The 23403-nt window shown below is 65.4% G+C and carries 25 protein-coding genes; 15 read left to right on the forward strand and 10 right to left on the reverse strand.

Going from position 1 to position 23403, the window contains the following annotated elements:
* The 7 genes from AC6LJ9_RS08725 to AC6LJ9_RS08755 all read left to right on the forward strand — a co-directional run.
* Nucleotides 1–251, forward strand: a 251-nt coding sequence (locus tag AC6LJ9_RS08725; protein WP_498147258.1) for a CoA-transferase, incomplete at its 5' end; no start/stop codon positions are given.
* 404 nt (nucleotides 252–655) lie between these two features.
* Nucleotides 656–1660: a helix-turn-helix transcriptional regulator gene (locus AC6LJ9_RS08730; RefSeq protein ID WP_498147259.1), complete on the forward strand. Its 1005-nt coding sequence runs from the start codon at nucleotides 656–658 to the stop codon at nucleotides 1658–1660.
* A 77-nt stretch (nucleotides 1661–1737) separates the two neighbouring features.
* Nucleotides 1738–2049, forward strand: a complete 312-nt coding sequence (locus AC6LJ9_RS08735) for an SHOCT domain-containing protein (protein ID WP_498147260.1) — start codon at nucleotides 1738–1740, stop codon at nucleotides 2047–2049.
* A gap of 26 nt (nucleotides 2050–2075) precedes the next feature.
* A complete protein-coding gene (locus AC6LJ9_RS08740) occupies nucleotides 2076–3665 on the forward strand; it encodes a hypothetical protein (protein ID WP_498147261.1) in 1590 nt (529 codons plus the stop codon).
* Nucleotides 3666–3709: 44 nt separating this feature from the next.
* Nucleotides 3710–4324, forward strand: coding sequence for a hypothetical protein (locus AC6LJ9_RS08745; protein WP_498147262.1), 615 nt, complete (start codon nucleotides 3710–3712; stop codon nucleotides 4322–4324).
* A 9-nt stretch (nucleotides 4325–4333) separates the two neighbouring features.
* On the forward strand, nucleotides 4334–5329 hold the full coding sequence (locus AC6LJ9_RS08750; protein ID WP_498147263.1) for a hypothetical protein: 996 nt from the start codon (nucleotides 4334–4336) through the stop codon (nucleotides 5327–5329).
* A gap of 25 nt (nucleotides 5330–5354) precedes the next feature.
* Nucleotides 5355–5672 carry a YkgJ family cysteine cluster protein gene (locus AC6LJ9_RS08755; protein ID WP_498147314.1) on the forward strand — a complete coding sequence of 106 codons (318 nt, stop codon included), beginning with the start codon at nucleotides 5355–5357 and terminating at the stop codon, nucleotides 5670–5672.
* A 42-nt stretch (nucleotides 5673–5714) separates the two neighbouring features.
* Here the strand turns inward: AC6LJ9_RS08755 and AC6LJ9_RS08760 are convergent, their stop codons facing one another.
* Complete coding sequence (locus AC6LJ9_RS08760) at nucleotides 5715–6608, reverse strand: helix-turn-helix domain-containing protein (RefSeq protein ID WP_498147264.1); 894 nt, start codon at nucleotides 6606–6608, stop codon at nucleotides 5715–5717.
* A 131-nt stretch (nucleotides 6609–6739) separates the two neighbouring features.
* Here AC6LJ9_RS08760 and AC6LJ9_RS08765 point away from each other — a divergent pair, with 131 nt between their 5' ends.
* Complete coding sequence (locus tag AC6LJ9_RS08765; protein WP_498147265.1) at nucleotides 6740–7147, forward strand: cupin domain-containing protein; 408 nt, start codon at nucleotides 6740–6742, stop codon at nucleotides 7145–7147.
* Between the two features lie 41 nt (nucleotides 7148–7188).
* Here AC6LJ9_RS08765 and AC6LJ9_RS08770 read toward each other — a convergent pair whose 3' ends face one another.
* Nucleotides 7189–8586 carry a type II toxin-antitoxin system HipA family toxin gene (locus AC6LJ9_RS08770; protein ID WP_498147266.1) on the reverse strand — a complete coding sequence of 466 codons (1398 nt, stop codon included), beginning with the start codon at nucleotides 8584–8586 and terminating at the stop codon, nucleotides 7189–7191.
* Nucleotides 8587–8589: 3 nt separating this feature from the next.
* The gene (locus AC6LJ9_RS08775; RefSeq protein ID WP_498147267.1) at nucleotides 8590–8850 is read right to left on the reverse strand and encodes a helix-turn-helix transcriptional regulator; all 261 of its coding nucleotides are present in this window, start codon (nucleotides 8848–8850) and stop codon (nucleotides 8590–8592) included.
* A 272-nt stretch (nucleotides 8851–9122) separates the two neighbouring features.
* Here AC6LJ9_RS08775 and groES point away from each other — a divergent pair, with 272 nt between their 5' ends.
* From groES to AC6LJ9_RS08795, 4 genes are all read left to right on the forward strand, one after another.
* Nucleotides 9123–9410, forward strand: a complete 288-nt coding sequence (gene groES, locus AC6LJ9_RS08780; protein ID WP_103276178.1) for a co-chaperone GroES — start codon at nucleotides 9123–9125, stop codon at nucleotides 9408–9410.
* A 39-nt stretch (nucleotides 9411–9449) separates the two neighbouring features.
* Complete coding sequence (gene groL / locus AC6LJ9_RS08785; RefSeq protein WP_103276179.1) at nucleotides 9450–11090, forward strand: chaperonin GroEL; 1641 nt, start codon at nucleotides 9450–9452, stop codon at nucleotides 11088–11090.
* A 266-nt stretch (nucleotides 11091–11356) separates the two neighbouring features.
* Nucleotides 11357–12280, forward strand: coding sequence for a YihY/virulence factor BrkB family protein (locus tag AC6LJ9_RS08790; RefSeq protein ID WP_498147268.1), 924 nt, complete (start codon nucleotides 11357–11359; stop codon nucleotides 12278–12280).
* Nucleotides 12281–12361: 81 nt separating this feature from the next.
* Nucleotides 12362–14161: an SWIM zinc finger family protein gene (locus AC6LJ9_RS08795; protein WP_498147269.1), complete on the forward strand. Its 1800-nt coding sequence runs from the start codon at nucleotides 12362–12364 to the stop codon at nucleotides 14159–14161.
* Nucleotides 14162–14188: 27 nt separating this feature from the next.
* Here the strand turns inward: AC6LJ9_RS08795 and AC6LJ9_RS08800 are convergent, their stop codons facing one another.
* Nucleotides 14189–15721, reverse strand: coding sequence for a mannitol dehydrogenase family protein (locus AC6LJ9_RS08800; protein ID WP_498147270.1), 1533 nt, complete (start codon nucleotides 15719–15721; stop codon nucleotides 14189–14191).
* A 237-nt stretch (nucleotides 15722–15958) separates the two neighbouring features.
* Here AC6LJ9_RS08800 and AC6LJ9_RS08805 point away from each other — a divergent pair, with 237 nt between their 5' ends.
* From AC6LJ9_RS08805 to pyrF, 3 genes are all read left to right on the forward strand, one after another.
* Nucleotides 15959–16357 (forward strand): diacylglycerol kinase, encoded by a 399-nt coding sequence (locus AC6LJ9_RS08805; protein WP_103276183.1) that lies wholly within the window; start codon nucleotides 15959–15961, stop codon nucleotides 16355–16357.
* A 224-nt stretch (nucleotides 16358–16581) separates the two neighbouring features.
* Nucleotides 16582–17904, forward strand: a complete 1323-nt coding sequence (locus AC6LJ9_RS08810; RefSeq protein ID WP_498147271.1) for an NAD(P)/FAD-dependent oxidoreductase — start codon at nucleotides 16582–16584, stop codon at nucleotides 17902–17904.
* A gap of 6 nt (nucleotides 17905–17910) precedes the next feature.
* The gene (gene pyrF / locus AC6LJ9_RS08815) at nucleotides 17911–18729 is read left to right on the forward strand and encodes an orotidine-5'-phosphate decarboxylase (RefSeq protein WP_498147272.1); all 819 of its coding nucleotides are present in this window, start codon (nucleotides 17911–17913) and stop codon (nucleotides 18727–18729) included.
* A 144-nt stretch (nucleotides 18730–18873) separates the two neighbouring features.
* Here pyrF and AC6LJ9_RS08820 read toward each other — a convergent pair whose 3' ends face one another.
* The 6 genes from AC6LJ9_RS08820 to ribBA all read right to left on the reverse strand — a co-directional run bounded on the left by AC6LJ9_RS08820 (nucleotide 18874) and on the right by ribBA (nucleotide 23292).
* Complete coding sequence (locus tag AC6LJ9_RS08820) at nucleotides 18874–19440, reverse strand: CinA family protein (RefSeq protein ID WP_498147273.1); 567 nt, start codon at nucleotides 19438–19440, stop codon at nucleotides 18874–18876.
* A complete protein-coding gene (locus AC6LJ9_RS08825; protein ID WP_498147315.1) occupies nucleotides 19437–19943 on the reverse strand; it encodes a phosphatidylglycerophosphatase A family protein in 507 nt (168 codons plus the stop codon). Before AC6LJ9_RS08825 ends, AC6LJ9_RS08820 begins: the two co-directional genes overlap by 4 nt.
* Before the next feature lie 61 nt (nucleotides 19944–20004).
* On the reverse strand, nucleotides 20005–20970 hold the full coding sequence (thiL, locus tag AC6LJ9_RS08830) for a thiamine-phosphate kinase (protein WP_498147274.1): 966 nt from the start codon (nucleotides 20968–20970) through the stop codon (nucleotides 20005–20007).
* A 132-nt stretch (nucleotides 20971–21102) separates the two neighbouring features.
* Nucleotides 21103–21612 carry a transcription antitermination factor NusB gene (gene nusB / locus AC6LJ9_RS08835; RefSeq protein ID WP_103276187.1) on the reverse strand — a complete coding sequence of 170 codons (510 nt, stop codon included), beginning with the start codon at nucleotides 21610–21612 and terminating at the stop codon, nucleotides 21103–21105.
* Nucleotides 21581–22105: a 6,7-dimethyl-8-ribityllumazine synthase gene (gene ribH, locus AC6LJ9_RS08840; protein ID WP_103276188.1), complete on the reverse strand. Its 525-nt coding sequence runs from the start codon at nucleotides 22103–22105 to the stop codon at nucleotides 21581–21583. Before ribH ends, nusB begins: the two co-directional genes overlap by 32 nt.
* On the reverse strand, nucleotides 22102–23292 hold the full coding sequence (ribBA, locus tag AC6LJ9_RS08845) for a bifunctional 3,4-dihydroxy-2-butanone-4-phosphate synthase/GTP cyclohydrolase II (protein ID WP_498147275.1): 1191 nt from the start codon (nucleotides 23290–23292) through the stop codon (nucleotides 22102–22104). The genes ribH and ribBA overlap by 4 nt, the downstream gene beginning before the upstream one ends.
* Nucleotides 23293–23403 lie beyond the last annotated feature (111 nt).

The following is a 23403-nucleotide window of genomic DNA, read 5'->3' on the forward strand; positions in this document are numbered from 1 at the left end:
GCGTGGGCCGCGTGGTGGTCCTGATGGAACACGTGGCCAAGAAGAAGGACGGCACCGAGGACATCAAGCTGCTGCCGGCGTGCAACCTGCCGCTGACCGGCGTGGGCGTGGTCAACCTGATCATCACCGACCTGGGTGTGATGGAAGTCACCGAGGGCGGCCTGAAGCTGCTGGAGGTGGCGCCGGGCGTGACGGTCGACGAGATCCAGTCCAAGACGCTGGCCAGGCTGGATGTGTCGGCGGTGAAGTAAGCGCCGTCTTCGCTTGGCAGGAGAAAGCCCGCGCGAGCGGGCTTTTTTCATTGACGGAACGGTGACGATCGCGATCTTCCGGTTTACTCAATCGTCGATCTATCCCTATCCAGAAAACCCAAAACCCGGTTCATCTGGAAAATGCCTTCGCTGAAATTCCCATATGCCTGCCACTCGACCGTTCAACTTCAAATGCGCGATCCGTCTGGACGCGACTCAGCCAAGAATACCGTCCGCCCCTGAAAAAACGGAAACGAAATTATTTTTCGGCGCAAGCATTTAATAATTCTCCGCATCTGCCGTTATGGCGGCATCGATAACCGGAGACGGGCTGGCAGCGCCCCTCGGACTTAGGCCGTCATCCAACATGCTTCCGCCCTGCGGATGGCGGTGGAAAGTATCGCATGTCCAAACGATCCGACACGCTGGAAACAACCTTGATAGCGGTGGAATTGTTGCGCCGCATCCCCCGGAACCGGCGCATTACCGCGTCGGAACTCCACGAGCAGTTGGGCCATGCCGGAATCGTGCGCGACCTGCGCACCGTTCAACGTCAGCTGGAAACACTGAGCGAGCACTTCGATATCGAGTGCGACAACCGCAGCAAACCCTATGGATATCGCTGGAAAGCCCAATCCGGCGGCATCTCGCTGCCGGGACTGACCGAGCAGGAGGCATTGCTGCTGGCATTGGCAGACGAGCATCTGCGCCAGATATTGCCCGCCGGACTGATGAAGTCATTGGACGGCTTCTTCATGCAAGCCCGCAGCACGCTCGGCCATGCCAACGCGGCCAGGCCCGCCCGCCAATGGCTCAAAAAGGTTCGGGTCATCAGTCCGACACAACCAACCGTGCCGCCGAAGATCGACGAGGCAGTATTCGAAGCCGTCAGCAATGCCTTGTACTCGAATCATTGGCTGGAAATCGAGTATTGCAATGCCGTCGGCAAAGCTCGAAACAGTTGCGTCATGCCGCTGGGCCTCGCCCAGCAGGGGGTGAGGCTATATCTGGTGTGCCGTTATGAAGGATATACGGAAGAACGCATCCTGGCCTTGCACCGCATTCAATCCGCTCGGGTCACGATCCGTTCGTTCGATCCCCCCGCTGACTTCGACCTGGAACAGTATGACGGCGATGGCAAATTCAGCTTTGGCAGCGGCAAACGGGTGCGCCTGCATTTCTGCATGGACAAGGACACGGGCCTGCACCTGCTGGAATCGCCTCTGGCGCTCGACCAGCAAGTGGTCGCCCACGATGCATACATGGAGATCTCCGCAACGGTCGTGGAAACGGTCCAGTTGCATCGCTGGCTGCGCGGCTTCGGCTCAAAGATCTGGGATGTGAGGCTGAACGATGGCGTGACAGAGGAGGACGCGCCGACGGACGCGCTGCGACACATCTTGTCGTAACCATGGAGAGAATACTCCCATGAGTGGTTGAAGGCCCTGCTTCTGGCACGCCACCCCTCAATCCAAGGTTTCTGACTATGCGTATTGCGATGATGGTAGGCGTAATCCTGTTGGTTCTTTTTTTATGCGGCGCATATTCCAGCGCGAAGGCGATCAGTAATGGAGGCGAGCGTATCCGCAATCATCTGAGAAACAAGACAGCGGAGCGCGGCCCGTCCGCAAGCAGCGGGTCCGAGCCTGCCGCCATTGCGGATGCCTGTTCAACCGTCCACGGTTGCCTGGGAGATCTGAAACGTGTTTTCGCTCTGTACCAGAGCGGCATCCTTACAAAGGAAGAATTCGAGCATGTAAAGCGGCAATTGCTTGCCCAGATAGGTTCCCACGGTTGACTCAAATTCCAAGGTGTCGTCCAACCATGAAAGAGAACAAGCACGTATACACCAATGCCGCCAACGGCGAGGCCGAACCGCAGGCAACCGCGCAGGAAGCGATCTCGGCCGATGCCATACGCGCCGGGGTGGCGATGTCCGGACGCGAGACCGTCCACCGATATGGCAGCGCCGCAGCGGAATACATCAAGGGCTATCGCGGCGTCGACAACGAAACGGGCCAACGGTTCGCCAAGGGTCTGGCCGATATCGCGAAGCACAAGGTCAATGCCGATCCGGCCGAAGCCATCAAGAACATCAAACAGCAGGCGGGATTCTCGGCGGAAGTGGCAGCGACCAGCCGAGACAACGCGCAAGCCATTATTGCCGGCTCCGACCAGCGCACGATCCGCTCGGATGACCTGAGCGCGTATGGAAAAAACCATAACGTGGTGGATCGCGTCCAGCTGATCGATGGAAAGATCATCGACGGCTCCCAGGCACAGATGAAGTTCGTTGGAGACCGCAACACGCTGTTCTCGCGTATTGCCCGGGAGGACGGCAAATTCGCCCGCTATCGTGGCGTCAAGCTCGAATTGCCGTCGGAACAATTTGCAGGCGCGGCCGAATATTGCCGCGACAGGGCGACGGAACTGCGCGAAAACGCCCGTCAAATGGAAATGCAGGGCAAGTCTCCCGATATTGCCGCCAAGCTGAGACGCGAGGCCGACAACTTTGAAGAACTCGGCGGCAATCTTCGGGATAGCGGACTGACAACGGAAGATGCGATTTTCTATCGCCGACATCCCAAACTCGCGACAGTGCGCGACATCGCGAAGACGGGTCACCAGGCCGGTATGGAGGGCGCGAAATATGGCGCGGTCATCGGAGCCAGCGTTTCAGCGCTGAAGAACATCTTCGCGGTCGCGCAAGGTCGGATTTCGATGCAGGAGGCCGCGCAGGAGCTGGCGGTGGACACCATCACGGCGGGCGCGGTCGGATATGGCACGGCAGCCATCGGCGCCGTGACCAAGTCGCTCATGCAGCAGTCTGGGTCGCAAGGCGCCCGTCTCCTTTCAAATACCAGCGCCCCCGCCTTGGTCGTCAATATCTGCATTTCTCTTGGCGCATCCATCAAGCGGTATGTCGCCGGAGAAATCTCCGAATCCGAACTTCTCGCTGAAGTCGGCGAGAAAGGCGCCGGCATGCTGTCCTCGGGGATGATGGCCGCCTTGGGCCAAATTGCCATCCCCATTCCATTCGTCGGCGCGGCGATCGGTGGAATGGTGGGCTACACGCTGTCCTCCCTGTTCTACCAGGCGGCCCTCGACGCCGCGAAAGCCGCCGATCTCTCTCGTGCGCGCTTGGAACGCGTGCGTGAAATCGAAGCGCAAGCGCGTGCGCAGATTGCCATCGAGCAGGCGACGCTGGACGCTTTCGTCGCGCGCGAGATGCCCTTGCTTCAGCGCGAGGCCCGGCAACTGTTCTGCGTGGTCGACGCATGCCGAGGCGACGGCGCCGATGATCTTGCCGCCGCGATCAATCAATTCGCCGAATTGTTGGGAAAACAACTTCAATTCGGTTCGCAAGCCGAGTTTGACACGTTCATGGCCAGCGACGATCCGCTGCGGCTGTGAGGTTGACGCATCAACATTCAGCATCCCCAAACCTGGAGGTCCCCATGCTGCTGAAGCAGCTTTCCGATAGTGACAAGCGCATTTTCCTTTGCCTGGCTGAACTGATCAGCCTGTGCGACAAACCCATGCTATGGAATGGCAGACGCCGCGAAGACGCCACAAGCGCGGACCTCAAGGCAGACGCCGTCTCACTCGAATGGAATGGTTCGGTCCATGCAGCGATGAAAGAACTCGCATCGTCACTCATCGGCGATCATGAGTTCGAAACAAGCCGCATGCCCGTGTCGGCCAAGACCGGTTGGGTCTTCTTCACCGGCTCGGGCGGCTCCGGGGTTGCCCACGAGCTGATCGAGCGCCTGGACGCCATGCCACTGAAGGCCGAGGGAGATTCGGCTGTTCGGGTAACCGTCGCGACCAGCGTTCTGCGCGACATCCTCAAAGAGCAAAAGGCGGCGACCCCCACCATTCCAAAGCTGATGCTCTTCGAATTGTTCTTGTTGTCACTGACTGGCGGGATCATCTCCAACATTCAGTGGCAGGTGCTGTCCGAATTCAAGCACCACTACAAGATCGATGACTATATCGCCGACGACCTGCTCGAGCGTGCCGAACGCACGCACATCGAAGCGCAGAAGACGATCGCAATCATTCTGGAATAAGGACGGAAAATGGCTGTTCCCATCATACTTGGCGCAATCGGAATCGGCACCGCACTGTACGGCGCGTACAAAAGCGCAAGCGGCGTCATGGACCACAACAACGCGAACGAGATCGCCAACGACGCACAGTCCATGGTGGACGCGGCACAGCAGCGCGTCGGCACGCAACGGCAATCGACCAACGCCGTGCTGGAAGACTATGGCGCCCGCAAACTGCGCGCGTTCAACGGCATCATCTCCGAGTTCATCGAGGTCTTCGGCCAACTGAAGAACGTCGAGACGGTCCATACCCCTGAACTCGACAAGCTGAACCTCGGGGGTTTCTCGCAGGTAACCCTCCAGGGGCTGCGCGATGACTATGCCTTGCTGAAAAGCTCGGGGATCGGCCTGGGCTCGGGATTGGGCGGCGGCGCAGCGCTGGCATTCGGCGCCTACAACGGCACCATGCTGCTGGCGACGGCCAGCACCGGCACGGCAATATCCACGCTGAGCGGGGCAGCCGCCACCAATGCAACCCTGGCCTGGCTGGGCGGCGGATCAATCGCCGCTGGCGGTGGCGGCATGGCGCTCGGCACCGCCATCCTGGGTGGCATCGTGGCGGGTCCTGCTCTGGCGATCTTCGGGTATATCGTTGGCAACAAGGGCGAAGAAGCGCTGAACAACGCCCGCAGCAACCTGGAACAGGCGAAAACCATCAAGCAGGAAGCCGCGCTCGTGTGTACTGAGCTGGCAAGCATCGAAACGGTGTCCTCGCTGGCCAACTCCGTTTTCTCCAAAATCAGCTCCAAACTGCGGCGCGCGGTGGGCGACCTGACCAGCATCATTCGAGACCACGGCGTCGACTATGCAGCCTATCCGGCCGACGCAAGGGAAGGCGTTCTTGCCACGGTGAAATATGCACAGTTGATCAAGGCCATGATCGATACCCCTATCCTCGACCGGGAAGGAAAGCGCGTTCTGGCTTCGGACAAGCGTGTTGAAGAAATCAGTTCCCTCGCGGCTTGAGCGGCTTGATTTGAATACCCTGCGGATGTCATCCGACGGCAAGCCTCGCAGTGCGTTTCCATGCACCCAATGCGGGGCGTGCTGCAGGCATGTCGACCTGGCCGAAGAAACACGATTCCTGGATCGTGGAGACGGCACCTGTCAACACTACGATGAGGTGACATCCGCTTGCCGGATCTATTCGAGTCGACCGGAAATCTGTCGCGTCGAGCAGTACTACGAACGTCACTACGTGCACCTGTACTCCTGGGAGCAGTTCGTGGAGATGAACCTGCAGGCTTGCCGGCGACTTGTCGCCCTGGAGACTTCCGAAGACCCGTCCAGCGGGCACGGCACGATTTGAAGGCCTGCGGCTCGCCCATGCCCGCACCGCGGCGCGGGCGCCCTACGCCCGAGGCGCGAGCCGGTTTCCCCATGCCGTCGGGCTTTCCCCCGAGAACCTGGTGAAATCCCGGATCAGGTGCGCCTGGTCGGCATAACCGCACTGGCCCGCGAGCTCGGCCCAGCCGCAGGTCCGGCGACGCGCATGCGCCAAGGCGTGGTTGAAGCGCATCATCTGCGCGATCGTCTTCGGCGACAGGCCGATCTCGTCATGGAACCGGGCCGCCAGATGCTTGCGGCTCCAGCCCAGCTGGCTCGCGATGTCCTCGATTCTTTCCATGCCGTGCGACTGCCGCAGTCGCTCGTAAGCCCAGGTGGCGGGCGTGCCTGTCCTGGCCATGGTCAACAAGCGGCTCGCAAGAAACGCCTCAACGATGTCAAAGCGCCGCTCCCAATCCGGCTCGTCGCCCAATCGCTCGCGCAATGCCGCGACCGTATTCCCGAGCAGATCCTCGGCCCTGGCCATGCCTCCCGCGATCTCGGACATCGGCAGGTCGAAGAACCGGCGCGCGCCGGAAGGCGTGAAGCTGACGCTGATGCATGCGCTCCCGCCCCCCGATTCGATCAGGGCGGGGCCGGCCACCAGGCCGGCGACGAAACTGCCGTCCATGACGGCGGGCTGCGAGGCCTCGCCGATCCTGATCGCGAACGGCGCGCCGAAGCTGATGATCCAGGGGATTTCCAGGCGCGCGGGCTGCAGCTGCCGGACGCGCTCGACCACGTTTTCCTGATAGCCGGAAATATCGACTACGTCATGCCGCAGCATGGCGTGCGGCGCCCTGCGCCGCAGGGTGACGCCTTGCATGCTTGGCGGCAGCGGGCCCGCCGACGTCTCGATCCAGTCCCGCATGGCTATGGCCGGCAGGCGCCCGGGATGCCCGGGCGGGACGATAACCATCGGTACAGGCGATTTCCTGCCATGGGGCGCTCCTTCCTAGGCCGCGCGTCACGCGGCCAGGTAACTTTTCTTCAAGACGCGACCGGCCTTGCCGTTCAGGATGTCATTCCCGACCATTTCAGGAATGCGGCATGGACCAGAACCCCTTGCGTATCTTCAACGTCAATCAAATCCTCGGCGGCCTGCCGCTGGCCGATCTCAGCCGTGGCGTGGAGCAGGAGGACGACGCCGACGCCTTTCCGATGCAGGCGGCCTTCGGCAGCGGCGGCCTGTTCATCGGCGGCTTCGTCGGACAGGCGCCCTGGGAAAACCATCCCGATACCGATGAACTCCTTTATGCCGTCGAAGGCGAGGTCGAGATCACGATCCTGACGGAAACCGGATCGCAGACGGAAATGCTGCGGCAGGGCTGCGTCTGTATCGTACCCAAAGGGCTATGGCATCGCCAGCTGGCCCGCGCCCCGGTCAGGCTGATGACGATTTCGGGGCCCAGCCTGTCGTCGGAGGCCGATGATCCGCGCCGCGCTACCCCCTCCTGATCTTCAATCGCTGGTAGCCGCCACAGATTCACACTCAGGCACTACGCGGGCAAGGCATCCGCCGTGGAGCGCCTGCTCCCTGATTGCCCCAGCTTATCCGCGGCGCGCTGCAATCCATCCAGGATGCTGTCGGCAACTTTCGGAGGGAAGCCGGACGGCAACCTGTCGCGAACCGTATCGATGACTTGTGGCGTCCTGGCTACCAGGTCGTCTATCACGTGCTCGACGCCTCTTCCGTCTGACGTGACGACGCCGTGCTCGGCCCCCACAGTCACCCAGTGCCGGCGCTGGATCTCGTGCATCTTCCAGTGGGCGTTCTTCGAACGCACGGCCATGGCCATCTTCACTTTCATCGGGGACAACTGCTTGGCCCCTTTTCCCATGACCGGATAGGCCGACAGCACGTCGTATAGGGGAGTGAGTTCGAACGAGCCTCCAGGACGCAGGAAAATGCTGAAATTCTTCGCATGCCCATCGCTTGCGCACAGCATCCAATAGAGCACCTGTGCCTGGAAAAAGATGCGCCTGTCGCGATCCGGATCAATGGACATGCCCAGTAGCCGCAGGATCTCGCGCATTCCGGGACCGCTGTCCGATTCGTACTTCAGATGAGGAGGCGTGCCTGTCGCCTGGCACATGTCCTCTTGCGGCAAGCGCAGGAACCATGGACGGGGCCACGGAGAACGTGTCACCCGCCTACGGTCGAAGCGCTCGACGGAAAGTACCTTCATATCTTCGAACTGCAGTATCTGCGTCCGCGCGACGGGGATGTCGTAGGCGCGCAGGATCTCGGAGCAGAGCCATTCGTTCTCGACGGAGTCTCGCATGTCGACCTGCCAGTTGCCCACAAGGCCGAGCGGCATCTTGAAGATGTGCGTGGTCGGCGTCGCGCCCTGCGGCAAGCACCACCGATTTTCGTTCCACAGCAAGGCGGTCTTTTCCTGTGCGCCAGCGATGGAAATGCGGAAACCCTCGTCGTCGGCTGGCGTGTGGTCACTGAACAGTGCAGGCGTCACAACGTTGCGCAATACCTGGGCAACTTCGGCCTCGGTCAGCGGCGATCCGCTCACCGTGTGGATATCATCGGGCTCCATCGTGCCAGGCATTATCTGCAAAGCCCCAACGCAATCCCTGCCTATTTCCGCCAACAGCGCGAGAGCATCGGTGGACCCAATCTGGAATCGCCTCGCCACTCGCTCGCGTATGCCCTTGCTATCGGGCAGCAGGTTTTCGAAGTAGGTTCGCACAGCCCCCCCGCGATGAGGCTGATTGCCAGGCGTAAATGGCAGCGACAGGGACAGCGGCCGCCCTTGACTGGAGGCGATCCACTCGTCGGTGTACTGCAAGAGATCGGCGCCATTGCCGCCCATTTTCCAGATACCAACCTGGACGCCGTTCATCCAAAGGTTCAAGGACCTCAGGGAAGTCTTTTTCCCCATGACTCACCAGTCCTGGTCGTCGATGGGCTTGACGCTCGACTTTTCATCATCGGACCGTAGCACGAGCTGAACCCCCAGGAGGCTCAGGAGCAACAGAAGTCGGTCAGCGCTGACCTTCTGGGCATTGCGTTCCAGGGCAGAAAGCGTTTGCTGCGTAACGCCCAGGCGCAGCGCCGCATCTGCTTGAGTCAGGCCTGCTTTTTTGCGGAATCCCTGGAGCAGAGCGGGGAGCTGCTCCGCAGTGTGAACGATGAAGTCGGACATACCTATCTCGGCTGTATTCACGGTTTACATAGCGTAGGCTGTTAATCAGAAACACACAATATGATTTGTATTTTTAGAATACATATCTAAAGCTGTATATGCTCGATCCCACCTTGATAAGTGCTTAGCTCTCGAATATGTAACAGCCACCCTCCCCCCCTTGAAGCCCCAAACTTCATCCCTATAATTAGCACTCGACACCGGTGAGTGCTAACAACGCTCCCGGGGCACCCCGAACCATTTCAAATCTCTTCTAGAAACAGGAGTTCCTCATGGCCCTGCGTCCCCTGCACGATCGCGTGATCGTCAAACGCCTGGACAACGAGCGCAAGACCGCCTCGGGCATCGTCATCCCGGACAGCGCCGCTGAAAAGCCGGACCAAGGCGAAGTCGTCGCCGTTGGCCCGGGCAAGAAGACCGAAGACGGCAAGATCCTGCCGGTCGACCTGAAGGCTGGCGACAAGGTGCTGTTCGGCAAGTACGCCGGCCAGTCGGTGAAGGTTGATGGCGAAGAGCTGCTCGTCATCCGCGAGGACGAAATCCTCGCCGTGATCCAGTAAATCCCCGCCTAAACGAATTTTCGAAGGAAGCTGATAAAAATGGCTGCCAAGCAAGTACTGTTCGGTGACGACGCCCGCGTGCGCATCGTCCGTGGCGTGAATGTTCTCGCCAACGCCGTCAAGACCACCCTGGGCCCCAAGGGTCGCAACGTCGTGCTGGAGCGCTCGTTCGGCGCCCCGACCGTGACCAAGGACGGCGTGTCCGTCGCCAAGGAAATCGAACTGAAGGACAAGTTCGAGAACATCGGCGCCCAGCTGGTCAAGGACGTCGCCTCGAAGACCTCCGACAACGCCGGTGACGGCACCACCACCGCCACCGTGCTGGCCCAGGCCATCGTTCAGGAAGGCCTGAAGTACGTTGCCGCCGGTTTCAACCCGATCGACCTGAAGCGCGGTATCGACAAGGCCGTCGCCGCCGCCGTCGCCGAACTGAAGAAGCAATCCAAGCCGGTCACGACCAGCAAGGAAATCGCCCAGGTCGGCTCGATCTCGGCCAACAGCGACACCTCCATCGGCCAGATCATCGCTGACGCGATGGACAAGGTCGGCAAGGAAGGCGTCATCACCGTCGAAGACGGCAAGTCGCTGGAAAACGAGCTGGACGTCGTCGAAGGCATGCAATTCGACCGCGGCTACCTGTCGCCCTACTTCATCAACAACCCGGACAAGCAAGTTGCCGCCCTGGACGACCCGTTCGTCCTGATCTTCGACAAGAAGATCAGCAACATCCGCGACCTGCTGCCCGTGCTGGAACAAGTCGCCAAGTCGAGCCGTCCGCTGCTGATCATCGCCGAAGACGTCGAAGGCGAAGCGCTGGCCACCCTGGTGGTGAACAACATCCGTGGCATCCTGAAGACCACCGCCGTCAAGGCGCCGGGCTTCGGCGACCGCCGCAAGGCCATGCTGGAAGACATCGCCATCCTGACGGGCGGCACGGTGATCTCCGAAGAAACCGGCATGTCGCTGGAAAAGGCCGGCCTGGCAGAACTGGGCCAAGCCAAGCGCATCGAAGTGGGCAAGGAAAACACGACCATCATCGACGGCGCTGGCGACAGCAAGTCGATCGAAGCTCGCGTCAAGCAGATCCGCGTCCAGATCGAAGAAGCCACGTCCGACTACGACCGTGAAAAGCTGCAAGAACGCGTGGCCAAGCTGGCCGGCGGCGTTGCCGTGATTCGCGTCGGTGCCGCCACCGAAGTCGAAATGAAGGAAAAGAAGGCTCGCGTCGAAGACGCGCTGCACGCCACCCGTGCCGCCGTTGAAGAAGGCGTCGTGGCCGGCGGCGGCGTCGCCCTGCTGCGCGCCAAGCAAGCCATCACCGACCTGAAGGGCGACACGCCCGACCAGAACGCCGGCATCAAGCTGATCCTGCGCGCCGTCGAAGAGCCGCTGCGCACGATCGTCGCCAACGCCGGTGAAGAAGCCAGCGTCGTCGTCAACAACGTGCTGAACGGCAAGGGCAACTACGGCTACAACGCCGCGACCGGCGAGTACACCGACCTGGTCGAGCAAGGCGTGCTGGATCCCACCAAGGTGACCCGCACCGCCCTGCAAAACGCCGCCTCCGTCGCCAGCCTGCTGCTGACCGCCGAAGCCGCCGTGGTCGAACTGGCCGAAGACAAGCCCGCTGCCCCGGCCATGCCGGGTGGCATGGGCGGCATGGGCGGCATGGACTTCTAAGTCCCGCCGTCACTGCCTTGCCCGCCCCGGGGACGCCCGGGGCAAGCAAATCCTGAGAACCCCCGGGTCCTTCGCCCCCGGGGGTTTTCTTTTGCGCGCGCGGATCGCAGCGCGCCGCGCACCGTCCGCCCGCCGCTTCCGCCGCCCGGGGCGGACCTGGCCGAAGCGCCCGCAACGGCGCCGCTGGAACGTTTGCGCACAAACGGAAGGTTTCGTCGCGCTGCATCCGTCCCTACAATGAAGGCTTCCCAGCCCGAGCCCGTCCCATGCGCCTGCCTCCCAGCCTGCGACTCCTGCGCCCCTCCGAGATCGGCGGATTGCTGATGGATTCCATCAACCAGTGGTCCGATCGCCGCGCGTCCAGCAAGGGCGCGGCGCTGGCGCTGTACATGGTGTTCTCGCTCGCGCCCATGCTGATCCTGGTGATCGCGGTGGCGGGCGCGTTCTTCGGCGAGGACGCGGTGCGCTCGGAGCTGTTCACGCAGCTGCGCGACCTGACCGGCGAGCGCGGCGCCGAGGTCATCCAGACCGTGCTGGCAAGCGCCCACGAATCGGGCGGCGGCTGGATCGCCGCGCTGATCTCGATCTTCGTGCTGATCTTCAGCGCCACCACCGCCTTCGCCGAACTGAAGGCCAGCCTGGACGAGCTGTGGGACGTGTCCGCCAGGCAAAAGGGATTGCAGGGCATGGTGCGCAGCCGCATGCTGTCGTTCGGCCTGGTGCTGGTGCTGGCGCTATTCCTGCTGATCTCGCTGACGGTGAACGCGGGGCTGGCGGCGGCGCGCAAATACTATGGCGATCTGTGGACGGCCTCGTCCTTCGCGGTGGTGGCTGAATGGATCTCCAACCTGTTTTCCTTCTCGGTGGTGGTGGCGCTGTTCGCGGTCATCTTCAAGCTGCTGCCCAGCGCGCGCATCACCTGGCGCGACGTGATTCCCGGCGCCATCGTGACGGCCGCCCTGTTCCTGGTGGGCAAATGGGGCATCGGCGTCTACCTGAGCCGGGGCGCGGCCGTGTCGGCCTATGGCGCGGCCGGCTCGCTGATCGCGCTGCTGCTGTGGATCTATTACTCGGCGCAGATCTTCTTCTTCGGCGCGGTGTTCACGCGCCAGTTCGCGCTGCGCTTCGGCAAGGCGCGAGCCACGCGGGACGACGCGCCGCCCGCGCCCGCCGATCCGCCGCCCATCTAGGGTTGGCACACGTCGCCCCCATTTCCGCTTGCCTCTCCTGTTGTCATGACTCAGCCAACCCAAAGCCCTTCGTGGCTGCACTTGCTGTCCAACCAGGCCCTCGCCGATATGAGCGGCCCCACAGTATTCGAACGCGGGCTGAATTATGCAGCCAGCGGCCTTGTCGAGACGGCAGGCGATGTCACGCTCCGGCCAGGTGAGCAGGCCGCCATCGAGGCAACGGTGCATGGCAACCTGCCCTACGCGGTCCGGCTGTGGATCAGCGCTGACGCCGAGCTGGACGGCGCTTGCACCTGCCCGCACGCGCAAGACGGCAATTTCTGCAAGCATCTCGTCGCGCTGGCGCTGGCTTGGCGCGCCGCGCTGGGCGATGCCGCCGCGATCTCGCTTCCACAAGCGACCCGCAAGCAGTCTTCCGCGACGCAAAAGTCTTCCGTGCAGGCCGAGCGCCAGGATGCCCTGCGCCGCTTCATTTGGGAGCAGGATGCGTCTGTCCTGGCCGAACGCCTGTGGAGCTGGGCCGAACGGGATCGCGCATGCATGGCCGACCTCAAGCTCTGGGCCAGCTCAAGCAAGGCCGTCGATGATCCCAAGGCCCTGCGCGCCGCGATCGACGCGGTGCTGCCTCGACGCAGCGGCTATCTCGATTGGCGCCAGTCCAACGACTATGCGCGACAGGGGAGCGCCGTCATGGCGCTGCTGCGGCCATGGATCCCGCGCGATGCCGCCACGGCCCGCGAACTGTGCGAGCATGCTCTGCGCCGCCTGTTCAAGGTCGCGGAACAATCCGACGACTCCATGGGCGGGATCGGCGGACTCATCCAGGACCTGATGGGCCTGCTCATCGAGACCTTGCGGACGGCACCGCCGCCCGCCCCATGGATAGATCGCTGGTTCAAGCTGATGGACGCGGATCCCTGGGGCTTGTGGAACGAACCGGCCATTCTCGAAGCCGCCGGCCCCGAGGCGCAGGCCCGCTACGCGGAACGCGCCCGCCAGGACTGGCACACGTGGCGGCAGCTCCCGCGCAAGACCACGTCCCGGCGCTCCTCGTCATTTCTGACCAGCGACGACGATCTCGAACGCGACTTGCTGCGCCGCCGGTATCTGGAGGTACTGGCGCGTCAGGACGACCCGCGCGCGCTACTGGAGGCCATGATCGAAAGCGTGGAGACCGCCGCAGAATACTGCGATGTCGTGGCATTTTGCGAGGCCAGGAACTGGCATCGGGAAGCGTTGCAATGGGCGCAGTCAGCTGCCCGGCTCCACCCCCGCGACGCACGTTGCGAGGATGCGCTACTGCGCTGCTATGAACGCGACGGCTGGGACGAGGAAGCGCTGGCCATCCGTCGCCAACGCCTGGAGCATCACCCTGGCCCCATACAATACATGGCGCTGCTTCGGGCCGCAAAAAACGCGAAACGGGATCCCGCTCTCTATCGGGCCGAGCTGTTCGCATGGGCGGAACAACGCGAACAGGCGAAACACAAGCATGCGTTGGAACAATATCGGCATCTTAAATTCTCGGACCCGCTCGCGACACCACGGCTCGACGTCTCCGTTCGCGTGCAATGGCTCTTGGCGGAAAAGAAACGGGATGACGCCTGGTCGCTGGCGCGGACGCCCGACACGCAGTGCGACGTGGCCGTGCTGGAACAACTGGCCGACGCAATGCCCAAGCAACGGCGCGCCGACGCCGCAAGCCTGCTTCAACGGATCTTCGAGCACGAGATGAAAATGGCCTCGTCCCCCTATGACGGACCACTGAAGCGAGTGCGCCAGATCGTCGCCTGCCTGCCTCCCACGCAGGCAAGCGCATGGGTAGAGTCCCTACGCTCGACGTACAAGGCCAGGCGCCGCTTCATCGCGGGACTGCCTTGAGTCCAGGCTGGCGAGAGCCACGACGCATCAGGCCTGTTCCCGCTCCAGTTCCGCCAGGGCTGCCCGCACACCCTGCTCCCGCAGCCGCTCCAGCTGCACCGCCAGCGCCTGCACGAAGGCCGGCTTCCGGCCCAGGTCGCCGAACACCGGCTTGAAGCCGGCCAGCACCACGGCGCGCCGCTGCGCGGCCTGCGACGGCGCGGCGGCGGTCGCGGCCACGTCGGCGCGGGACAGCAGCCGGGCCAGCGCGTCGGCCAGCGGGTCCTGCACCGCGTAGGCGTCGCCGCGCTCGTCGTGGCCGCGCAGGTAGTGCAGCCAGGCCGCCACGGCCAGCACCAGCCGGGCGCAGTCGTCGCCGCGCCGCAGGCGGTCGCGGATCGCGCCCAGCAGCCGCTGCGGCACCTTCTGCGAGCCGTCCATGGCGATCTGCTGCAGGCTTTGCGACAAGGCGGGATTGGACACGCGCGCCATGAAGCGGCGGCGGTATTCCTCCAGGCCCGATTCCGGAATGCCGCGCAGGGTGGGCGCGATTTCCAGCTGCATCAGGTCTTCCGCGTAGCGGCGCAACGCCGGATCCTGCGCGGCCTCGCTGGCGGTGCGCATGCCCAGCATGGCGCCCAGGTAGGCCAGTCCCGAATGTGGCGCGTTGACCATGCGCAGCTTGAGCCGTTCGTAGGGCGCGGCGTTGCGCACGAAGGTGGCGCCGCCGGGCAGGTCCCAGGCCGGGCGGCCGGCCGCGAACCGGTCCTCGATGATCCAGTTCAGATAGGGTTCGCCGACCACCGGCCAGGCATCCTCGAACCCCAGCCGGGCGGAGATGCGCGCGCGGTCCTCGTCCAGCGTGCCGGGCACGATGCGGTCGACCATGGAATTGGGAAACGTGCAGTTCTTGTCGATCCAGGCGGCCAGCGTCGCGTCCAGCCGCAAGGCGAAGGCCAGCACCAGGTTGCGCAGCGTGTCGCCATTGGCGTGCAGGTTGTCGCAGGACAGCAGCGTCAGCGGCGGCAGGCTGCGCTCGCGGCGCAGCGCCAGGCCATAGGTCAGGATGCCGATGGCGCTGCGCGGGCGCTCCGGATGCTCCAGGTCGTGCAGGATGTCCGGGTCGTCCCAGCGCAGGTAGCCGGTGGACGGCTCGTGGCTGTAGCCTTTCTCGGTGATGGTCAGGCTGACGATGCGCGTCTGCGGATAGGCGATGCGTTCGAGCACCGCGTTGGGGTCTTCCTCGGCCACCATGATGCGCAGCACCGATCCCACCATCCGCAGCTGTTCCTTGGGCTGGCCGTCGTCGCCGGCATCGCGCAGCGCCAGCGTATACAGCCCATCCTGCGGCGTCAGCGCGTCGCGCGTGGCCGGGCTGCGCAACGACACGCCCAGGATGCCCCAGCTCAGGTCGCCGCTGGCGGCCATGGCCAGGTCGGTCACCACGGCCTGATGCGCGCGGTGAAACGCGCCCAGCCCCAGATGCACGATGCCGGGCGTGACCCGGCTGCGGTCGTAGCCAGGAAGCTCCACATCCTTGGGCAGCTGCGACAGGGATTCTGAGTTCAAACGTTCAAGCATGGATTGCCAGGGTCTTGAAGCGCCGGCAGGCGTCCGCCGGCTGACCGGCGGACGGGCGCGTTGGTGGGAAGAGTGAGATGGTAGGGCGGCGGGCATCTCGTCGATGAGCGACATCACGGCCCGGCGCGTGGCGAGGGTATAGCACGTCCCGATGATCGCTGTAAGCATGGGAAACACCGCCACGCGGGCAACCCATATCTGTTAAAAAGCCGCCACACTCGGCTTTCCTGCTCATCCATGTCACAGAATCCGCATCCCTCACCCTATAAAAGCACCGGCGGCCTGCGCCGCATCCTCAACGCATTGCGCTATTCGCTGCAGGGCCTGCAGGCCGCGATCAAGTACGAGGCCGCCTTCCGCCAGGAACTGGCGCTGGCCGTGCTGCTCATCCCGGCCGCGTTCTTCCTGGGCCGCACCACGGTCGAGGTCTTCTTCCTGATCGGCACCGTGATCCTGGTGCTGGCGGTGGAGCTGGTCAACTCCGCCATCGAGGCGCTGGCCGACGCGCTGTCGGTCGAGACGCATCCGCTGCTGGGCCGGGCCAAGGACCTGGGCAGCGCGGCGGTGATGCTGCTGCTGCTCTTTACTGTCGCCGTATGGGTGGGCGTGGCAGTCAGCCGCTTCGTCATGCACTGAAAGAGAGGGCCCACCCCCGAGGCGCTATGCGCCTCCCCCTCAAGGGGGGGCCGCCGCGGACCGGAAGGAAAGGCCCACCCCAGGCGCGACGCGCCTCCCCTCAAGGGGCGCCGCTGCGGGCGCTGCGCGGGTTGCATTGATTGCGCCTTGGCCGCCAAGCCGTTGGTGGCGCCAGTATTCAGGCGGCTCTGTCTATACTGGCGGTTCGTGATCTGCTGGGAGCCATGATGCCTACCTCGACGTCCGCCTCATCCTCGGAACGCATCGTCATCGTCGGCGGCGGCGCCGGCGGCCTGGAACTGGCGGCCAAGCTGGGCCGTGTCCATGGCCGCGAACGCGTCACGCTGGTCGACAGCCGGCCCTTCCATATCTGGAAACCCTCGCTGCACGAAGCCGCGGCCGGCACGCTGGACATCCACCAGGAAGGCCTGTCGTACCTGATGCTGGCGCACATGAACGGCTTTTCCTTCGCGCAGGGCCGGCTGGTCTCGGTGGACCGGGAGCGCAGGCTCATCAGCGTGGACGCGGTGGCCGACCCGCAGGGACAGGAAGTACTGCCGCGCCGCGAGCTGGGCTACGACACGCTGGTGCTGGCGCTGGGCAGCACCTCCAACTTCTTCAACACGCCGGGCGCGGCCGAGCACGCGGTCACGCTGGACTCGACCGAGAACGCCGAACAGTTCCGCCTGACCATGCTCAAGGCCATGGTGCTGGTGGACCAGGCCAAGGTGCGCGATCCTTCCGCGCGGCTGGACCTGGTGATCGTGGGCGGCGGCGCCACCGGCGTGGAGCTGGCGGTCGAGCTGGTCGAGGCCAGCCACGTGGTCAGCGCCTACGGCCTGCCGAATTTCCGCGCGGAGCGCGACCTGGCGATCACGCTGGTCGAGGGCGCGCCGCGCATCCTGTCCGCCTTGCCCGAGAAGATCTCGCAGGCCGCGACCGCGCGCCTGACCGAGCTGGGCATCCGCGTGGAAACGTCCTGCCGCGTCGCGGAAGTGGGCGCCGACGCCGTGCTCACCGCCGACGGCCGCCAGTTCCCCGCGCGGCTGTGCATGTGGGCGGCCGGCATCCAGGGTCCGGCCCTGCTGGCCGACCTGGGCCTGCCGCTGAACAAGCTGGGCCAGCTCGAAGTCAACGAACGGCTGGAAACCAGCGATCCGCACGTGCTGGCGCTGGGCGACTGCTGCGCCGTGCCCTGGCGCGACGGGCGCAGCGTGCCGGCCCGCGCCCAGGCCGCGCATCAACAGGCCGACTACCTGGTCAAGAAGCTCGCCGCCCGCCAGCGCGGCACGCCCGAGCCCGCGGAGCCCTATGTCTACCATGACCACGGTTCGCTGGTATCGCTGGGCCAGGACGCCGGCGTGGGCAGCCTGATGGGCAAGCTGGCCGGACGGGGGCTGTTCGTAAGCGGTACACTGGCACGCCTGATGTACATGAGCCTGCACCTGATGCACCACAAGGCGGTGCTGGGCTTTTCGCGCACGGCTTCCCTGGCCCTGGCGCGCCTGCTCATGCGCCGCACCCGCCCGCGGGTCAAACTGCACTGAATCCCCATGAATTTCCTGCAAAAACTCGAACACGCCTGGACGTCCCGGCAATCGCTCCTGCAAGTCGGGCTGGATCCCGATCCGCAGCGCTTCCCGCGCGAACTGCAGGACAAGCCGGACGCGATCTTCCAGTTCTGCCGCGAGATCGTCGACGCCACCGCGCCCTACGCCTGCAGCTTCAAGCCGCAGATCGCCTACTTCGCCGCCCACCGCGCCGAGGAACAGCTCGAAGCGCTGTGCGCCCATATCCGCGACAAGCATCCCGACCTGCCCATCGTGCTGGACGCCAAGCGCGGCGACATCGGCTCCACCGCCGAGAACTACGCGCGCGAAGCCTATGAGCGCTACCAGGCGCACGCGCTGACCGTCAGCCCCTACATGGGCCTGGACTCGGTCGAGCCCTACCTGGCCTGGCGCGACCGCGGCGTGATCGTGCTGTGCCGCACGTCCAACCCCGGCGGCTCGGACCTGCAATTCCTGAAGATGGAAGACGGCCAGCCGCTGTACCTGCACGTGGCGGGCCTGGTGGCCGACAAGTGGAACGCCAACGGCCAGTGCGGCCTGGTGGTGGGCGCGACCTACCCGAACGAGCTGGCCGCGGTGCGCCAGCGCATCGGCGACGCGGTGCCGCTGCTGGTGCCCGGCATCGGCGCCCAGGGCGGCGACATCACCGCCACCGTGAACGCCGGCGCCAACAGCGCGCGCAGCGGCATGATGATCAATTCCTCGCGCGCCATCATCTACGCCAGCGGCGGGGACGACTGGCGCGAGGCGGCCGGCGCGGCCGCCAAGGGCCTGCGCGACGCGATCAACGCGGTGCGCTGAAACGACGCGCCCCACGGACGGCGCCCGCCGACGCGGGCCGGCTGCCGACAAGGGGCCTTGTTGTGACGGCAAAAGAAAACGGGGCTGCCCATGGCAGCCCCGTTTCACATCCAGGCCGGACGCATCGCGCCCGGCGCGGCGGCATCAACGCCGGTTGACCGGCGCCCCCACGAATTCCAGCAGTCCCCGCAACGCGTATTCCACCGCGCCCTGGCGCACCTGCGCCCGGTCGCCGGAAAACACATGGGTGACCGCGCGGCTGCTGATGCCGTCGCCGTTGCGCATGGCGAAGCCGAAGCAGACCATGCCCACCGGCTTGCCCGGCGTGGCGCCGCCCGGTCCGGCGATGCCGGTGGTCGACACCGCCACATGCGCGGCAGGCGCCGCCAGCAGCACGCCGGTGGCCATTTCCAGCGCCACCGGTTCGCTGACCGCGCCGAAATGGTTGAGCGCGTCGGGCGACACGTCCAGTTCGTCGACCTTGGCCTGGTTGCTGTACGTGACGAAGCCGCGCTCGAACCATTCGCTGGATCCGGCCACGGCCGTGAACGCGCCGGCCAGCAGGCCGCCGGTGCAGGACTCGGCCGAGCCCAGCATCCAGCCATGGCGCCGCAGCGCGTCGCCCAGCAGTTCCGACAGGCCCAGGATGGTGGCCTGCGCCAGCGGCGCGGCCGGCTGGCCGGACGAAGTGGCGTGAGATTGCGAGTTCATGCGAAGACTCCTGTGCGCACCGCCAGCGCCATGATCAGCAGGGCATAGCCCGCCGCGACGATATCGTCCCACATGACGCCAAATCCGCCTTTCAGGCGGGCATCGAAGAACTTGATGGGCGGCGGCTTGACGATGTCGAACGCGCGGAACAGCACGAACGCCACGGCCTGCGGCAGCCAGCCCGCCGGCGTGAGCCACAGCACCAGCCAGAACGCCACCATCTCGTCCCAGACCATTCCGACGTGATCCGGCTGCTGGAGTTCCCGGTCCACGCGATCGCAGGCCCAGCAGCCATACAAAAAAGCCAGCGCCAGGAACACGCCGATCATCAGATCGGTCGCGGCCGGCGCGGCGGCCACCCAGATGATCCAGGCCAGCAAGGTGCCCCAGGTGCCCGAGGCCGGGCGGATCAGGCCGCTGCCCAGCCCGAAGGCGATCAGCCGCCCCGGATCGCGGCAGACCCAGGCCAGCGTGGGATAGGCTGCCCGCCTGCGCTCGCGCATGGTGGGGGAATGGGAGTCGTTGGCAGGCATGGTGTCGGCCGATATCCAGTGGGGTGGCGGCTCAGGCCGCCGGGAAGTGATCGTAGCCTCGCGGCAGCGCGTCCATGGGCCGGCCCCGCGCATCCAGCACCGTGAGCCCCGGCTGCGCCGTGGCGCGGCCGATGCGCGTGACGCGCGCGCCGGCGGCCAGGGCGGCGCGCGAGACCTCGTCGCGGCGCGCGGCCGGCGCGGTGAAGCAGAGCTGGTAGACGTCGCCGCCGCCCAAAATGGCGCGCAGGCGCTGGTCCTCGGGCATGCCGTCCAGCGCCGCGGCCATGGGCAGGCTGGCGTAGTCCAGCGCCGCGCCCACCCGGCTGGCGGCCAGGATGTGGCCCAGGTCCTGCAGCAGGCCGTCGGAGATGTCGATGGCGGACCGCGCCACGCCGCGCAGCGCCAGGCCCAGCGCCACCTGCGGCTCGGGCCATTCCAGCGCGCGCCGGGTGGCGGCCAGCCGCTGCGGGTCGGCCGGATACTGGCCATCGAGCAGGCGGTAGGCCACGTCGGCCGCGCCCAGGTCGCCGGACACCCAGATATCGTCGTCGGCGCGCGCCCCGTCGCGGCGCAGCGCCAGTTCCGCCGGCACGGCGCCGAACACGGTCACGCTGATGGTGAGGTCATGCGCGCTGCGGGTGGTGTCGCCGCCGATCAGCGGGCAGCCATGGACGGCCGCCAGCGCATGGAAACCGTCGGCGAAGGCCGCCAGCCAGGGTTCGTCCAGCCGTGGCAGCGCCAGGCCCAGCACGCAGCCGATCGGGCGCGCGCCCATGGCGGCCAGGTCGGACAGGTTCACGGCCAGCGATTTATGCCCCAGCGAACGGGGATCGACGTCGGGAAAGAAATGCCGCCCTTCCAGCAGCAGGTCGGTGCTGGTGGCGATCTGCTCGCCAGCGGGCGCGGGAAACAGCGCGCAGTCGTCGCCCACGCCCAGCAGGCCGGCGGGCGCCGACCGCGTGAAATAGCGCGCGATCAAATCGAATTCGGACGCCACGGCGACTCCGCTGTCCGGCCCTTGCGGACCGGCGTTGACTCCAATGCTGCCGCCACCGCGCGGTCCGGCCCTGCCGGCACGCGGGCGCGCCTCCCGCGAGGGGGAGGCGCGCGACGCTGCGGAAAGGCCCCCTCAGCGCCGCTGCTGCGCAGCCGCCTGGACCTCGTGCGCGCGCACGTCGGCCGCCAGCTTGTCGAGCACGCCGTTGACGAACTTGAAGCCGTCGGTGCCGCCGAAGGACTTGGCCAGCTCCACGGCTTCATTGATGGCGACCTTGTACGGCACTTCGACGTGATGGATCAGTTCGAAGCTGCCGATCAGCAGGATGCCGTGTTCGACGGGCGACAGCTCGGCCAGCGGGCGGTCGATGTAGGGCGTGAAACGCTCGCGCAGCGTGGGCGCCTCGCGCAGCACGCCATGCAGCAAGGTCTTGAACCATTGCGCGTCGGCCTCGGAGAAATCCTCGGTGTCGCGCAGATGGGCGTCGATCTCGCCGGCGTCCTGCGTGCCCTCGCCGCCGCGCAGCAGCCAGGCGTACACGCCTTGCAGCGCGAATTCGCGGGCACGGCGGCGGGCGCTGCGGGCGTTGGCGCGCGCTTGCGCCGCGCTATCAGCGCTGGTCGTCGTCTTCTTCGTCGTCAAAATCTTCGTCCTCGTCGTCTTCGTCTTCTTCCTCGGGTTCCAGCGCCGCGACCAGGTTGGCCATTTCGACGGCCACCTGGGCGCAGTCGCGGCCCTTGCCGGCGGCGCGCGCCTGCGCCTGCTCGTCGGTGTCGACGGTCAGCACGCCGTTGGCGATGGGGATGCCGGTTTCGAGGGAGATGCGGGTGATTGCCGTGGCCATTTCATTGCTGACCACTTCAAAGTGATAGGTTTCGCCGCGGATGACCGCGCCCAGCGCGATCAGGGCGTCGAATTCGAACGTTTCGGCCATGTGCGACAGGGCCACGCCCAGTTCCAGCGCGCCAGGCACGGTGGCGACCATCACGTCGCGCTCGTCCACGCCCAGCTCGGCCAGTTCCTTCAGGCAGGCTTCCAGCTCGGCCTGGCCGATTTCCTCGTTGAACCGGGCGCGCACGATGCCGATGTGCAGCCCTTCGCCGTTCAGGTCGGGGGTGAGAATGTAAGGGTTCATGTGTCGGCCTTCTGTGTGTTGCGGGAAGATTCGGGAGGGTCGCAATCGTAACCCGTAATGGTGAGCGAGAAGCCCGCCATGCTGGGCATCTTGCGCGGCTTGGCCAGCAGCTTCATCTGGCCCACGTTCAGGTCGCGCAGGATCTGGGCGCCGATGCCGTAGGTGCGCAGGCCGTGGCGGTCGGCGCTGGCCGGCTCGGCCGGGGCCTTGGCGCCGTCCCAGCCGGCGATCTGGCCGAACAGGTGCTCGGCCGAGGACTGGCAGTTCATCAGCACCAGCACGCCGGCCGGCGAGGAGGTGATCGCCGCCAGCGCGTTGGGCACGCTCCAGCTGTGCGGACTGACGCCGGTGTCCAGCACGTCCAGCACCGAGGCCGGCTCGTGCACGCGCACCAGGGTTTCAGCGTCGGGGTGGATCGTGCCGTGCACCAGGGCCAGGTGGGCCGAGCCGGTGGCGGCGTCCTGGTAGGCCACCGCGTCGAACTCGCCCCAGGCGGTCTGCATGCGGCGCCGGCCCAGGCGCTTGACGATGGATTCATGCTCGCTGCGGTACTGGATCAGGTCGGCGATGGTGCCGATCTTGAGCTGGTGCTGGCGGGCGAACTGCACCAGGTCGGGCAGGCGCGCCATGGTGCCGTCGGGCTTGAGGATCTCGCAGATCACGGCGGCGGGCGTCAGGCCGGCCATGGCGGTCAGGTCGCAGCCGGCCTCGGTGTGGCCGGCGCGTACCAGCACGCCGCCGGGCACCGCGCGCACCGGGAAGATGTGGCCGGGCTGCACCAGGTCGGACGGTTTGGCGTCGCGCGCCACCGCCACCTGGATGGTGCGGGCGCGGTCGGCGGCCGAGATGCCGGTCTCGACGCCCTCGGCGGCCTCGATCGACTGGGTGAAATTGGTGCCGTATCGCGTGCCGTTGCGGGCGGCCATCAGCGGCAGGTCCAGCTGGCGGCAGCGCTCTTCGGTCAGCGTCAGGCAGACCAGGCCACGGCCGTGCGTGACCATGAAATTGATGGCTTCGGGCGTGACGAACTCGGCGGCCATGACCAGGTCGCCTTCGTTCTCGCGGTCTTCCTCGTCGACCAGGATGACGATGCGGCCGGCGCGCAGCTCGGCGATGATCTCGGAGACCGAGGCGATGCCGTAGGATTCCGGCTCGGAACCGGGCAGGGAGGACAACTGGACGGACATGGGTTGGACGCAAACCAGGCGGGAAAGTCCGGATTTTACCGCCCCTGGCGGCCGGGGGGCTGCGGTTAAACTCCCGGCCGAAGCCTTCCCCCCGGAAAACCAAGGAAAAAC

This window comes from Achromobacter sp. 1011811831, from assembly GCF_059760905.1.